General features: G+C 70.6%; 10 protein-coding genes. 4 read left to right on the top strand and 6 right to left on the bottom strand.

The window, feature by feature from the left end; genetic code table 11:
* Positions 1 to 57: 57 nt before the first annotated feature.
* Positions 58 to 765, top strand: coding sequence for a TetR/AcrR family transcriptional regulator (locus ACWEKS_RS23860; RefSeq protein ID WP_379386104.1), 708 nt, complete (start codon positions 58 to 60; stop codon positions 763 to 765).
* Between the two features lie 121 nt (positions 766 to 886).
* Entirely contained in the window at positions 887 to 1,804 is a 918-nt protein-coding gene (locus ACWEKS_RS23855; protein WP_452342111.1) for an NADP-dependent oxidoreductase, read from the top strand.
* 259 nt (positions 1,805 to 2,063) lie between these two features.
* On the opposite strand, the gene ACWEKS_RS23850 is transcribed toward ACWEKS_RS23855, so the two are convergent.
* A complete protein-coding gene (locus ACWEKS_RS23850) occupies positions 2,064 to 2,408 on the bottom strand; it encodes a hypothetical protein (protein WP_452342110.1) in 345 nt (114 codons plus the stop codon).
* A 74-nt stretch (positions 2,409 to 2,482) separates the two neighbouring features.
* Here ACWEKS_RS23850 and ACWEKS_RS23845 point away from each other — a divergent pair, with 74 nt between their 5' ends.
* Positions 2,483 to 2,794, top strand: a complete 312-nt coding sequence (locus tag ACWEKS_RS23845; protein WP_452342109.1) for an ArsR/SmtB family transcription factor — start codon at positions 2,483 to 2,485, stop codon at positions 2,792 to 2,794.
* Positions 2,791 to 3,330: an SRPBCC domain-containing protein gene (locus tag ACWEKS_RS23840; RefSeq protein ID WP_452342108.1), complete on the top strand. Its 540-nt coding sequence runs from the start codon at positions 2,791 to 2,793 to the stop codon at positions 3,328 to 3,330. Before ACWEKS_RS23845 ends, ACWEKS_RS23840 begins: the two co-directional genes overlap by 4 nt.
* 35 nt (positions 3,331 to 3,365) lie before the next feature.
* On the opposite strand, the gene ACWEKS_RS23835 is transcribed toward ACWEKS_RS23840, so the two are convergent.
* From ACWEKS_RS23835 to recC, 5 genes are all read right to left on the bottom strand, one after another.
* The gene (locus tag ACWEKS_RS23835) at positions 3,366 to 4,820 is read right to left on the bottom strand and encodes a flavin-containing monooxygenase (protein ID WP_452342107.1); all 1,455 of its coding nucleotides are present in this window, start codon (positions 4,818 to 4,820) and stop codon (positions 3,366 to 3,368) included.
* A gap of 34 nt (positions 4,821 to 4,854) precedes the next feature.
* Positions 4,855 to 5,697, bottom strand: coding sequence for an alpha/beta fold hydrolase (locus tag ACWEKS_RS23830; protein ID WP_452342106.1), 843 nt, complete (start codon positions 5,695 to 5,697; stop codon positions 4,855 to 4,857).
* Positions 5,698 to 5,886: 189 nt separating this feature from the next.
* Complete coding sequence (gene recD, locus ACWEKS_RS23825; RefSeq protein ID WP_452342105.1) at positions 5,887 to 7,779, bottom strand: exodeoxyribonuclease V subunit alpha; 1,893 nt, start codon at positions 7,777 to 7,779, stop codon at positions 5,887 to 5,889.
* Positions 7,776 to 11,120, bottom strand: coding sequence for a UvrD-helicase domain-containing protein (locus ACWEKS_RS23820; RefSeq protein WP_452342201.1), 3,345 nt, complete (start codon positions 11,118 to 11,120; stop codon positions 7,776 to 7,778). The genes recD and ACWEKS_RS23820 overlap by 4 nt, the downstream gene beginning before the upstream one ends.
* Before the next feature lie 334 nt (positions 11,121 to 11,454).
* Entirely contained in the window at positions 11,455 to 14,775 is a 3,321-nt protein-coding gene (recC, locus tag ACWEKS_RS23815) for an exodeoxyribonuclease V subunit gamma (protein WP_452342104.1), read from the bottom strand.
* Positions 14,776 to 14,778 lie beyond the last annotated feature (3 nt).

Below are 14,778 nucleotides of genomic sequence, written 5' to 3'. Positions count from 1 at the left end.
AACCCATTATTAACTGAACATCGGTGTTACATGAACACTGGTGTTAGATTAATGGACGTGACGCACACCATGTCAAGCCCTCCGGCGGGCAAGGGCACCCCGGCGCGCCGCGGCCGCCCGCCGCAGACGGAGAAGCAGGCCGACCAGGTGCGCGCCCGCATCGTGCTGGCTACCGCCGAGGTGTTCGCCGAACAGGGTTCGCGCGGGCTGAGCGTGGCGCGGATCATCGAGAAGGCCGGGCTGGCACGGCCCACCTTCTACCGCTATTTCGCCAATGCCGTCGAGCCGCTGCACGCGGTGCTCACGGTCTCCAACGAGGACCTGGTCGGCGGCATCCGGTCCGCGCTGGAACGCAGCGAGCAACCGGTCGATCTCGGCATCAATATGATCGAGGCGTATCTGCACTGGGCGGGCGGTCACGGCCGGATGCTGGCGCCGCTGTTCGCCGAACTGCACGATCCGGGCTCGCCGGTATCGGCCTATCGCGAGCAGGCCATCGACGACATCCGGGTCCTGGTACGCACCAAGATCACCGGCCTGGGGCGTCCGGCCCCCACCGATCTCGACCTCGATACCGCGCTGCAGACCTGCGAATTCGTCGTCTACCGCATTTCCGCGGACGCACCGCACGGCGAACCCGATCAGGCCACCATCGACGCGGCCCGGCTGACCATGATCCGCGGGGTGCTCACCATGCTCGGCACGCGCGCGGATGTCGAATACGCACTCACGATTCCGGGATTGTTCGAATCGACCCAGGACTAACCGGCCCACTTCCTGCCCGGCTCGGATCAGGATCCGGCCATCGAATTCCCAGGAAATCAGCCGACACCGCGCATCCGCCCGTCCTATCGTCGATTCGTTCGTACAACGAAAAGAGCTGAGGATGAAGGCTATTCGCACCCGCGAGCCCGGCGTCGACGGACTGGTCTACGAGGATGTCCCCGACGCGAAACCCGGTCTCTGCGATGTCCTGATCAAGGTCGAGGCGTGCGGTATCACGCACAACGAACTGGACTGGCCCATCTGGAACTGCCGCGCCGGCCACCCCCGCGACTCGGTCATTCCCGGCAACGAGGTCTCGGGTGTGATCGCTGCCCTCGGCTACGGCACCGCCGGATTCGCGGTCGGCGACGAGGTTTTCGGCCTCACCGACCAGCTGCGCAACGGCGCGGCCGCCGAGTACGTCGCCGTCGAAGCCCGCAATATCGCACGCAAACCCCGCACCCTCGACCACATCCAGGCGGCGGCGGTCCCGCGTGCCGGGCTCACCGCCTGGCAATCCCTGTTCGACCACGGGCACCTCGACAAGGGTCAGACCGTCGTCATCCACGGTGCGGGCGGCGCGGTCGGCTCGATGGCCGTCCAGCTCGCGCACTGGGCGGGTGCGCACGTCATCGGTACCGGCCGCGAGCACTCCCGTTCCCTCGCACTCGAACTCGGCGCCGACCGCTACCTCGCCCTGGACACCGAGCAACTGGCCGACGCCGCAGGCCGGGCCGACCTGGTGGTCGACACGATCGGCGGCGACGTCCTCACCGGTTCGTCGATCCTGCTCCGCCCCAACGGCACCCTCATCACCATCAAGGCAGCAGCCGAATTCCCCACCGACCGCGACGACATCCGCAAGGTCGTCTTCGTCCAGGAATCCAACCGCGCCCAACTGACCGAACTCGCCCGCCTTATCGACGAGGGCCACCTCCGCCCCCAGGTCGGCGCGGTCTACCCCCTCGAAGAAGCGGTGAAAGCCTTCAGCGCCAAGGCCGCCGGGGGCCTCCCCGGCCGAATGATCCTCCAGCCGTGAACCGCTCGCCGATCACAATCGATATCGGATCGTCGGCCTCTCCCTCATCGCATCCATGGGGACCGTGTACCGGTTGCCGGTACAGGCGCAGATCACGTCGGCGATCTTGACCAGCGCTGGAATGTGCCGTACCCGAAATGGGCGATACTCAGCACGATCACCTCGTCGAGCGCGTCTGGAGAGCACTACGCGCACAGGCGGACTACGGCAATGCGGCTCGCGCATTGATCAACGCAGCTGGACGAAACCGTCGTAGCCTTCATTGCTGCAGCTCGGGAATGGGTTGTTCTTCGAGGACGACGATTTCGCACTGCTCGGCCCAGTGCAGGTGGTGGTGGTCGCCGACCATTTCCAGCGCCTCGTCCATGCAGGTGGCCTGGAGGATGGACATTCCGATCACTCCGCTGTCGGTCTCGGTGGTACCGGTCGGTGTGATGCGGCGCGCATTGCCGAGGGGTTTGCCCGCGTCGACGAGGCCGGCGCCGATCCGGTTGCTCCAATCCGCCCACAGCTGCATGCCTTTCACAGCTTCCGCGGGTGTGGCCTGGGCGAATCGTTCGGCGACCGAGAGGGGTGCGAGGTAGAGGACTATGTAGCGCTTCATGTTTCGACAATAGGTGACCAAATGGTCACATGTCAACGCTCATGTGACCGATTGGTCTCGTATAGAGTGGGGGCGTGGACGAGGACGCGGTGTTCAAAGCGCTGGCCGATCCCACCCGGCGGCACCTGCTGGACGCGTTGTTCGCCAGGGACGGCCAGACGCTGACCGAGCTGGAATCCGGGCTGGAGATGACCCGCTTCGGCATCAGCAAGCATCTCCGTTTGCTCGAGGAAGCGGGCTTGGTGACGGCGGTCCGCAGCGGGCGAAAGAAGTTGCACTACCTCAATCCCGTGCCGATCCGGCTGATTCACGATCGATGGATCGACAAATTCACCGAACAACAGCTCTCCGCACTGGCCGATCTGAAGAAGGACTTGGAATCGTGAGCTTCGAGGACGTCCTCTCGCGTGCGCGCCCGGAGACGACACAGATCCATCGCGTGATCATCGCCGCACCGGCCATGCGGATCTGGGAGGCCGTAACCGATCCCGACTGGACCGTGCGTTACGGATTCGGCGGCCGCAGCGTGCTCGAGCCTCGGGTCGGCGGCGCGTTCACGGTGTTCGCTCCCTCCGGACCTCGTCCGATCGACAGCGAACCGGAGGTCATCATCCGCGGCACGGTCACCGACTACGACCCGCCGGTGCTGTGGGGTGCGCGTATACGTTTCCGGGGCGATGAGCACCTTGCCGCGGAGCCGGAAACCTATCTGCGATACGAGATTCGTGATCGCGGCGACGGCACCTGCGCCCTGACCGTCATCCACGATGTCGCCGGCGCTCCGCTCATCTCGGTCATCGTCTCCGGCGATCTGGAATCGGAAGGCTTCGGCGGCGGCTACCCGTTCATGCTCAGCGATCTGAAATCCCTGCTGGAGACGGGGCGGTCGCTGCCCGTCAGTCGCCCCACCCGGAAGAGCTGATCACGTGCACTGCAATCGATTTGCTTCCACCGGGGTCAGGCCCGCTCGAAACGCATGGCGGGGTCGGTGATTCGGCCGTAGCGGAGTTTGGGGAGGTCGCGAAGGTAGTTCATGTAGAGGCGCCAGGGGGCGCGGTCGCCCGTTTTGGGGAGGATGTCGAGGGCCCGGAGCACGTAGCCGGGCTCGAAGTTCAGGAACGGCGCGGTGCCGATGGACGGGTCGCGCACCGGGGTCGCCGTGGCGTAGCCGTGGGCATCCATGTGGCGCAGCAGGCGAACCACGTACTCGCACACCAGATCCGCCTTCAGCGTCCAGGAGGCGTTGGTATAGCCCATGACGAAGGCGAAGTTGGGGACATCGGAGAGCATCGCGGCCTTGTAGGCCATGGTGTCGGGGAGATGGACCTGGCGGCCGTCCACCACCAGCTCGACGCCGCCGAAGGGGATGAGGTTCAAACCCGTTGCGGTGATGATGAGGTCGGCGTCGAGGTCGCGGCCGGATTCGAGGCGCAGGCCGGTTTCGGTGAAGGTCTCGATGCGGTCGGTGACCAGCTCCAGCCGCCCCTCGCGGATGGCGCGGAACAGATCGCCGTTGGGCGACAGGCACAGTCGCTGATCCCACGGCCCGTAGTTCGGGTTGAAGTGGGTGTCGATGTCGTAGCCGTCGGGCAGCCAGCGCTTCTGAAAGCCGCGGATCCAGGCCCGCATGCGCTTCGGATAGCGTTGCGACAGTTGGTACATCAGCGTGCTGAGGGCGACATTCTTGGCGCGGGTCAGGCCGTAGGCGATGCGCGCGGGCAGGTATGCGCGGGCGCGGTCGGCGAGGTCGTCGCGGTCGGGCAGGGAGATGATGTACGAGGGTGACCGCTGCAGCATGGTCACGTGCGCGCCCTCCTCGACCAGAGCGGGGCCGAGGGTGACGGCGGTGGCGCCGGAGCCGATGATGACTACCCGCTTGCCCTCGACCTCGACGTTGGCGGGCCAGTGCTGCGGGTGGATGATCGGGCCCGGGAAGCGTTCGGTGCCGGTGAAGTCCGGGGTGTAGCCCTCGTCGTAGCGGTAATAGCCCGAGCAGCTGAACAGGAAGTTCGCGGTCATGGTCACCGACCGGCCGTCATGGTCGGCGATGACGGTCCAGCGGTTGTCCGCCGAGGACCATTCCGCCCGAACCACCCGGTGCCGGTAACGGATGTGCGAGTCGATCCCGTTCTCGGCCGCGGTGTCGCGCACGTACTCCAGGATCGAGCCGCCGTCGGCGATGGCCTTCTCCCCCAGCCACGGCCGGAACCGGTAGCCGAGGGTGAACATGTCCGAGTCGGAGCGAATCCCGGGGTAGCGGAACAGATCCCAGGTGCCACCGCTGGCCTCGCGCATCTCCAGAATGGCGTAGGTCCGCCACGGGAAGGCGCGCTGCAGATGGTAGGCGGCATCGATACCGGACAGTCCGGCCCCGGCAATCAGCACGTCGACGTGCTCGGGCGTAGTGGCCATAGCCCCAGCCTATCGACCGCGGTGAGCGAGACCACTACGAACGCGACAAGAATTCGGCCACCAAGCCCGCCACCCGGTCCGGATCGCCCCTGTCGATGCCGAAATGGTCGAGTCCCGGCACCGTGACGCGTTCGCACTGCGGGATCACCGAGGCCAGCAGCTCCTGATCGGAGGCCGTCCACGCGCGCCGATCCTTGTCGCCCTCGAGCAGCAGCACCTCGGCGGTGATCTCGGCGTAGTGGTGGTAGGTACCGTCGAGCCGCACGTACTGGCGGTGCTCGATGAGATTCTGCGGCAGCTGCGCGATGACCATGTCCATCTCGGGCGCCTCCATGAACCTGGGCATCATGCGGCGGAACATCCAGCGCGGGACCTTGCGCGCGCCGTCCGGGCCGATCGCACGAATGAAGTCGACGAAGGCGTCGAAGGGTTTGCCCTGGGCCAGGTACTTCTCGTAGGGACCCATCCAGTCGGACGGCATCGAACCCCGGACCGACAGGCCCGGCTCGTACACCGCGACCTTGCGGGTGCCCGGATGGTTCCGCGCCGCCTCGAGGGCGACGAACCCGCCGTACGAATGCCCCACCAGGAACGCCGCACCCGTCTCGTCCTGGAGGGCACGCACATCCGCGCAGTCGTCCTCGACACCATGGCCGGGCCGCTGCGGGCCGCTGTCCCCGCGCCCGCGCCGCTCGATCGTGTGCACCGTGAACGCGGTGGCCAGCGCGTCGGCGAACCCGCTGTACCCCTGCGCCAGCGCCAGCACCCCCGGGACCACGATCACCCCCGGCCCCGTTCCCTCGGTCACGTAGGCGATCCGCGTACCGTCCGCGGACACCACGGCATCCGTGGACCGCTCGCCTTCCCACTCGGCCATGGGCAACCTTCCGCTTCGGCCGCACGCGCCACTTTCGGCCGCACACTCCGAAAGACCACGGCGACAGCCGTATCGGGCCCCGTCCACGCTACGCCGATCGCGCCACCGCAGGCCGGCCTGCCAGCGGGATACTCCGGCGGCGGCCAGGTGTTCCGAGGTCGGCGCGTGTTCCGAGGTCGGCGCGGCGGGTCATTCCCGGTTGCGCAGGCCGCTGGCGCGCAGCACGCGGCGGGCGATGCCGGAGCGGATGGATTCCTCGGTGCCGAGGATGCGGACGTGCCGCCGGGCGCGAGTGATGGCCGTGTACAGCAGTTCGCGGGTGAGCAGCGTGGACTCCGGTCCGGGCAGCACGACCGACACGGTGTCGTACTGGCTGCCCTGGCTGCGGTGGATGGTCATGGCGTAGACGGTGGTCACGCCGGGGAACTGGGTGGGATGCACCAGGTAGGGCTCGCTGCCGCGCTGCAGGGCGGCGCGCAGGGTGCCGTCGGCCGCACGGACGATGACGCCGGTGTCGCCGTTGTAGATGCGAGCCTCGTGGTCATTGGCGGTGACCAGCAGCGGCTGGCCCGGGTACCAGTGCCCGGCACCGGGATCTGTACTGATCCCGGCGGCGGTGACCCAGCCGACGGCCAGGCGATCCCAGCGCTCGACACCGTAGGGGCCCTGGCGGTGGGCGCACAGCAGGCGATGGGATTCCAGCGCGGTGAGCGCGGCGGTCGCGTTCCCGTCGACGGCGGCATCGGTGGCCTCGCGGGCGGCGCGCAGGACGTCGGCGCGCACCTCGGTGATGTCGTCGGGCGGGTAGAGCGACAGTTCGTCGCCGCCGTCGGCCAGCAGGGCCAGGGCGGAGTCCGCGTCGCCGGCCCGGATCGCGACGGCCAGTTCGGCGATGCGCCCCCCGAAGCGGCGGCCGCGGGTGAGCCGGACGATGCCGCCGCGCAGGCGTTCCCGCTCGCGCCCGGACAGGGCGTCCGGATGGGCGGCAGCGGCGGCCGGATCGCCGCCGAGGATGCGTTCCAGCGCCGGATTCGCCTGTCCCGGAACAGGTCCCGCGACCAGGTCGGCGAGCACCGCGCCCGCGTCGACCGAGGCCAGCTGGTCCGGGTCGCCGACCAGCACCAGGCGGGCGTCGGGTCGCACGGCCGGCAGCAGGCGGCTCATCATGGTCAGCGACACCATGGACGTCTCGTCGACCACGATGACGTCGTAGGGCAGCCGGTTGAACTCGTTGTGCTTGAACCGGCCCGCGCCGCCACGCTGCCAGCCCAGCAGACGGTGCAGGGTCGCGGCGGTCAGCTCGGGCAGACCGATCTCGCCCGCCTGCTCGCGCACCGATTCCTGCATGCGGGCGGCGGCCTTGCCGGTCGGGGCGGCCAGGGCGATGCGCAGGGCGGGGGCACCGGGCACGGCCTGCTGATGCGCGACCAGCAGGGCCAGTACCCGGGCGATGGTGTGGGTCTTGCCGGTACCGGGACCGCCCGCGATCACGGTGGTCCACTGGGTGGTGGCCAGGGCGGCCGCCAGCCGCTGCCGGTCCGGCGGCTCGCCCGGTCCGGCGTGGTCGGGGAAGAGCCGATCCAGTTCACGGCGCACGAGTTCGGCGTCCACCATGGGATGGGTGGCGGCGCGCTCGGTGAGGACGCGGCGGATGGTCTCCTCCTGCCGGTAGTACCGGTCGAGGTAGAGCAGCGGGCCAGAGTCGTTCGCGCCGGGCGGGTCGATGAGCCGCAGCGGGCGCAGCGGCCCGGACGGGCTGCCGGTCACCAGCGGACTCACCCGCAGCGCCGCGATGACCGAATCCACGTCCGGCCACGGCAGGGTGGCCGGGTCGATCGCCGATTCCTCGGTGCCCTCGGCGTCGACACCGATCTCGTGCATGCGCCGGACCTCCAGGCACACCGACCCGGAGCGCACCGCACGCACGGCCAGCGCGGTGGCGAAGACGACGGCCGGGGACCGCTCGCCGCCGAGCCGGGCGAGCCGCAGCGCCACATGCACGTCGGCCGCCGACAGCACCCCGGCGGCATTGAACACCTGCAGCGGGCCGGTGCCCCGCTGCGCCAGCTGGATCGCGGTCATCGCGCCACCTCCGGGTCCCCGGCCAGCAGGGCCGACAGCTCGACGATCAGGTCCGCGGGCGGCAGCCAGTCGAAAACGCCGCAGCCGTCCGGGGTGTCGGGTCCGACCATGCCGCGCACGAACAGGTAGCGGATGCCGCCGAGGTGTGCGGCCGGATCGTAGCCGGGCAACCGCCAGCGCAGATACCGGTGCAGGGCAACGGAATACAGGATGGCCTGCAGCGGGTAGTGCGAGCGCATCATCTCCGCGGCCATGCGCTCGTGGGTGTAGTGCGCGACGGTGAGGTCGCCGGTGCCGAGCCGGTTGGTCTTGTAGTCGACGACCACGAATCGCGGTCCGGTGGTGCGCAGCACGGCGTCGATGCTGCCGGTGAGGTAGCCGCGCAGCGGGGTGTCGTCGAGGTGGGCCAGCTGGTCGGCGTAGGGGGCGAAGACGTCGTCGGCGGGCAGGTGGCGGCGCAGCAGGTCGGCAATGCGCGGGACGGTCACCCGCGCCGCGACCGGATGGTCGCCACCGGCCAGCGGGAGCTCGAAGTCCAGCTCGCTCAGGCGATCCCGGGTCGGGAAGTCGGCGAGCGCACCGAAACCGATGGGCGTGTGCATGACCGCCAGCAGCGCGTCCGACAGCACATCCGGGTCGGCGTCGAACATCTGCTCGCTCACCGCGTGCTGGACCCGCGCGCGGATCTCGGCGGCCAGGTCGGGTGCGTCGGTGTCGACGTATTCGAGGACCTCGTGCACGAGCGTGCCGAACTCCGCGCCGTAGGGCAGCGAATTCATCAGCGACGGCCTGGCTCCCGCGAAGGCGGTGAGGTCCTCGGCGAGCACGGACGGGGTGGCCGGTTCGTCGGCGACGCCGCCCTCGGGCAGATCGGCGGCAGGCAGGGCGTCGTGCGCGCCCGCCGTGAGCGCCGAATAGGAGGTACGCCGCCACGCCTGGTCGAGGGCCCGGCCGAAGTGGGCGGCCGCCAAAGGCTCGGTGGCGGTGGCGGTGTCGTCGAGAGGCAGCCGGGCACGGGTGATCTCGCGCACCGGCTCGACGGCGATCACGCCCGGCGCCGCGGTGGCGGCCCACTCCCGGATGCGTTCCAGCAGTACCGAATCCGCGGGCACCGGCACCTTGTCGGCCACGGCCGGACTGCCGGGCTCACGGCCCAGCAGCATGCGGTGCAGGGGCGCGGTCTGAGTGTCGTAGGCGGGGGCCCACCAGGCCACGATCTGCGCGCCGGCCCGGGTGAGGGCGACGTACAGCAGGCGCAGTTCCTCGGCCTGCTCCTCGGCCTCGGCGCGCAGGCGGCGGGAACTGTAGCCGGGTGCGTCGGGGCCGCCGACATCGAGGACGCGGCGGCCCTGCTCGTCGTGGAACAGCAGGGTGGGCGGGTTGCGTAGTTTGGCCGCGTCCCACGCGAAAGGCAGGTACACGACCGGGAATTCGAGACCCTTGCTGGCGTGCACGGTGGCGACCTGCACGGCGGCGGCGTCGCGGTCCAGGCGGCGGCTGCGGTCGGCGACGCTGCCGGAGGCCGGATCACGCACCCGGTCGGCCAGCCAGCGGGTGAGCGCCGACAGGCCCAGGCCCTCGCGCAGGGCCGCGTCGTCGAGCAGCTGGGCGATCTGGCGCAGGTCGGTGAGCTGGCGTTCGCCGCCCTCGAGAGCGAGCAGGCGGGGGGCCAATTGTGTTTCGGCGCTGAGCTTTTCGGCGACGGCGGCGAAGCCCGCGCGGGCGAACAGCCGGGCCGCGTCGCGCAGTTCGGCGCTGAGGCGGCCGACCAGATCCGCGCCCCCGGCGTCGATGTCCTCGGCGCGCAGCCCGAGCAACGCGGTGCCGGCGGCCAGGCGCACCCGGTCGGCCCGATGCGGCTGCTCCAAAGCGTGCAGCACCCACAGCCATTCGGTGGCCGCGGGCGTGCCGAACACGCTCGCGCCGCCCGCCAGCACCGAGGCGACACCGGCCGCCTCGAGTTCGGTGCGCACCATTTCCAGCTGATTCCGGTTGCGGACCAGGACCGCGATATCGCCCGGCCCGATCGGCCTTTCGCCGGGCGTGCCCGCGTCGATGAGCACCCCGGATTCGAGCAGGCCGACGATATCGGCGGCCACGTCGACGGCGACCCGTTCCCGCTGGCGGCCGACCGTCGGATACCCGGACTTGTTGAGCGGACCCGCGCCACTGCGCGGCAGGCACCGCAGTCGCAGGGGCGTGACCCGCTCCGGCGCACCGGAGAGCCGCGAGAACGGCCTGGTCGCCGCCACCCGGTGCACGGTGATCTCCTTGTGCCCCAGGGCCGCACCGCCGTGGAGATGCTCGAGCGCGGTCAGCAGGCCCGCGTCGCTGCGCCGGTTGGTGGTGAGCTCGCGTTTGCTGTCGGCGTGCGCCACCGCGTCCAGATAGCTGAGCACCTCCGCGCCGCGGAAGGCGTAGATGGCCTGCTTCGGGTCACCGACCAGTACCAGGGTGGCGCGTCCGTGGAAAGCGCGGCGCAGGATGTCCCACTGCAGCGGGTCGGTGTCCTGGAATTCGTCGACCAGCGCCACCCGGTACCGGTCCCGGATGCGCTGGCAGGCGCGCGGCCCGTGCTCGGGATCGGCCAGCACCTCGTGCAGCAGCACCAGCAGGTCGTCGAAGTCCCGCAGGCCCGAAAGCCGTTTCCGCCGAGCCGTTTCCACCCGCACCGCCGTCGCGAACGCCACCCGCTCGGCCGCCGGATCCTCCTCGCCCTCGGCCTCGGGCAGCACCAGGGCGTGCGGATCGCCCACCGCCGCCGCGGCCAGCCGCTGCGCGTCCGCCGGACCGAACGGTGCGCCGCCACGTGCGTACCGGCTCAGATACAGGTCATCGGCGACCGTGGATACCACATCCTCGATCCCCTCCACCAGCCGCACCCCCGGATCCTGCTCCCCCGCCAGCCCCAGCTCGTCGAGCATCCGCTGGCAGAAACTGTGCGTGGTGGCAATGGTTCCCGTGTCGAAGTCCGACAGCGCCGCCAGCAGCCGCTCCCGCCGCGTCGCGATCTCCGCCGGATTCCCCTGCGCCAGATGCCGGATCAGCTCGTCCCCGGAGGTCAGCGCCCGCTCCGGATCCCCCAGCGCCGCCGCCACTCCCACGAACCGGTCCCGCGTCCGCTCCCGCAACTCCTGCGTCGCCGCCCGGCTGAATGTCACCAGCAGCAACTCGGAGACATCCACCCCCAGCTCGGCCACGAACCGCACCGCCAGCCCCACGATGGCGTAGGTCTTCCCGGTTCCCGCACTCGCCTCGAGCACGGTGGTCCCCACCGGCAACGGCCCCGTCAGCTCGAACCGATTCCCCGAATCCCCGGACGACGGGGAAATTGCGGACATGGCGACCGAATCATCCTGCGGCCCAGCATCATCGCCGACATCGGCGGGCGCATCCCACAGCCCGTGGTCGGCGGCCCCGGAATGATCGCGGTCCGGTTCGCCGCCCGGCATCGCCGAATCCGGCTCGGCGGCAGACAGATCGAATAGATCCGGGGTGTCGCCGATCGAGGATGCGGTCTCCCGACGGCGCCTCTCGCCGGCGGGACCGTCGCTGCTGCGGCGCGTGCGGGTGGCCGGGCGCGGCGCCAGGTCCGGATCGGTGAGGGAGAAGAGGTCGTCGGTCATTCGGGGCTCCCGGGCGCGGTGACGGGCAGGGGGTTCCTCCTCGGGGTGGTCATGGCTGACCTTGATTCTCGTTGGTGAGCAAGGGGTTCCAGAGCCGGCGTGCCAGTTCGCCGAAACGGGTGGGTTCGGAGTCGACGCCGGGGAGCGTCGATGCGGCGGCTTCGGTCAGCTGGTCGAAGCGCGGCGACCGGCCGAGGATGTGACGGAAGTAGCGGTCGGTGTGTTCGCCGAAGCGATCGTCGAAGTCCTGTCCGGCGGCGTGCAGGGCGTCCTCGGCGGAGGCACCGGCGAGGCGGCGTTCGGCGTAGGTGGCCGAGGCCGAGGGGGCGATGGGCAGGGGTTCGGACAGGCCCTCGTCCCGCAGCAGCACCAGGTCGCGCAGGATGCCGCGGGCCAGGGGCGCGGTGGGCGAGGTGAGGGTGGACTGCCAGGCGGGGCGATGGTGTTTGCCACGCCCGATGGTGATGGCGCGCCACGACTGGTGGGTGCCCGTCGCGGCCAGCGCGAGCAGGCGAATCCAGGCCGCCATCCGGTGTTTCGGAGCCAGCCGCGAGAACGTGGTGCGCAGCAGCGCGTCGTCGTGGACGTCCGGGACGGTACCGGTGAGGCGGCGGCCGTCACCCAGATCCACGGCGATATCGACGGTGCGGGCGGGGATCTCGTGCAGCGGCCGGGCCACCCGCACCAGCTGGTCGACGGTGCCCTCGACCTCGTCGAGCACGGCCGCGCCCATGGTGAACGGCGGCAGGGTGCCACGCCGCCATTCGGCCGCGCGCAGCACGTTCGGGTCCACGCCGGTCAGCCGCGCGGACAGCATGCGCTCGCCCATGTTCCATTTGGTCAGGCCGTCGAGCTCGATGGGGAGGCGGTCGGCGATCTCCTCCTCGTCCTCCGGCACCCGGATCCCCAAGCGCTGCCACAGGAATGCCCGCACCGGATGCTCGGCGAAGGCCACCAGATCGGCCAGCTCCACATCGCCGCGTTCACGCGCGGGCAGCGGCGTACCCAGGAACAACGGCCGCGGCTGCGGCGAGCGCCCCGCGGCCAGCGCGCCCGCCAGTGCCACGGTGTCGAAACTGAACGGCTGCTCGGGCCGGAAGTTGCGACGATCGAAGGGCTGCAACGGATGTCGCGTCACCACCTGCTCCAGGGCGGCCGCGCCGACATGCGCGCGCATCGTGTCGAGCAGCTCGGCCAGCGGAATCGCGGGCGGGCGGTGCGCACCCGACACCGGATCGGATCCGGTGTGCAGCAGGACGAGTCGCTCCCCGGCGGCCATGATGGCGTCCAGCAGCAGCTGCCGGTCCTCGCTGCGCGGATCCCGATCCCCGGGGCAGCGGTGCCGGGCCAGCGCGTCGTCGCCGTCCACACCGCCCGCGCGGGGGAACACCTCGTCGTCGAGACCGAGCAGCACCACCACCCGGTGCGGCACCGACCGCATCGGCACCATGGTGCACACCGTCAGCTCGCCGGTACGGAAGTTGGCGCGCGAGGGCCGCCCGGCCAGCCTGGCGGTCAGCAGCGCCCCGATATCGCTGAGCCGCAAGGGAATCCCGCTCGCGGGCTCGAGCGCAGTCGCCAGTTCCCGGCGCGCCTGCACCCCCATCCAGCCCTGGCTCGCGGGCATCTCGGTGAGCAGGTCCAGCGCCCGGCCCAGCACCGCCGCCCACTCGGCCGCGGGCCGCGCGGTGCCCGCCGGTTCCTCCAGCGTGGACCCGCGCAGATCGCGCAGGCACACCGCCAGCCGGTCCACGAATTCGGCGAACCGACCGGCCAGATCGATGTCATTGCTGTCCACATCGTCCAGCGGCAGCACCAGATCCAGCCAGTCCTCACTGGATTCCCCGGCCGCCACCCCGAGCAGAATGCGATCCACCGCCGCATTGAGCGTGTTCTGCGCGAAGTCCCCGAGCCCGAACGCCTGCCGCTGCCGCTGCCCGATCCCCCAGCGCGCCCCGGTCTCGGCGGCCCATTCCCGCAGCCGCTCGATATCGTCGTCGTCGAAGCCGCAGCGCACCCGAACCGGTTCGGCCGCACACAGATCCAGCACCTCGGTCACGGTGACGCGCCCGTCGGCCAGCTCCAGCAGCGTGCCGACCACATCCAGCACCGGATTGACCGCCCGCTGCGCGCGATCGGCGAGCCGCACCCGCAGCCCGTGCGCCGGATGCCCGGGCTCGGCCCCGTCGAGGGACCACTGCCCGAAGGCCGCGCGCACCAGCGGCGCGTAACGCTCCACATCCGGGCACATGACGATGACGTCGCGCGGCTCCAGCGCCGGGTCGGCGGCGAACAGTCCGAGCAGCGCGTCGCGCAGCACCTCCACCTGCCGTGCCGGCCCGTGGCAGGAGTGCACCGCGATGGTCCCGTCGGCCAGGTTCGGCTCCGGCATGAGCGACCACCGGTCCTGCCGCACCGCGGCCTGCAACTCCGACAGCAGCGTGCGCGGCGCGGCCGTCTCCGGGCGCGGGTGATAGGTGTCGATGTGGTCGTACCCGGACAGCCGCTGCTGCAGCTCCCGCACATCCCGGCCCAGCGCCGCCAGCAGCGGATGCCGCACGCGCACACCGGGACTCGGGATCACCTCGGCATCGGCGAGCTTGGTCCACAGCACGGGGCTGGGATGCACCAGCCACAGATGCACCTGCCGCCCCGCCGACAGCGCCGACAGCACCTCCAGCTGATCGGTGGTCAGCCGGGTCACGCCGAACAGCGAAATCCGTTCCGGCAGCGACACGATGGACGGCTCCACCCGCAGCCGCGCGCACGCCGCGCCCAGGCGCTCGGCGGGACTCGCCACCCCGACCACGCTGCGTAGCCGCCGCCACAGCAGTGGCTGCCACACCAGATCCGCGGGCAGCGCCCGGCCCGCGCCGTCGGTGTCGCGGCCGTCGGCCCACTCGGTGATCATGGCCGGGCGCTGGGCGGCATAGCTGTCGAACAGCGACGCGATCCGCGCGGCCGTCGCGTACCGGCGGCCGACCCGATGGCCGCCCGCGTCCCCGTGCCCGAGATGGCGCGCCAGTACCGCGGCCCACGGCTCGGCCAGCACCCCGTCCAGCACCGGCAGCAGAGTCCACACCAGCCGCTCCGGCGACCACGGATCCTGCTCCGGATCCACTCCCGTCGCCTCCGCCAGCGCCGCCGCCACCAGGGCGGCCGGATCCGCGAAATCGATATTGGCCGAAATACCGTCATTCGCCGCGCCACTGCCGAGCACCGTGGCCAGCCGCTGATTCAGCCAGCGCTCGATCCCCTTGGCGGGAACCGCCACCACCTCCGGGGTGAACGGATCGCCGAGCGGATCGGCGAGCAGCTCGGCCAGCGCGTCGGCGAGCGTGTCCGCTCGTTCGGCCCGGTGAATGTGCACGAG

The sequence above is a fragment of the Nocardia sp. NPDC004711 genome, from assembly GCF_053601595.1.
This window is presented reverse-complemented; position numbering and strand designations above follow the sequence as displayed.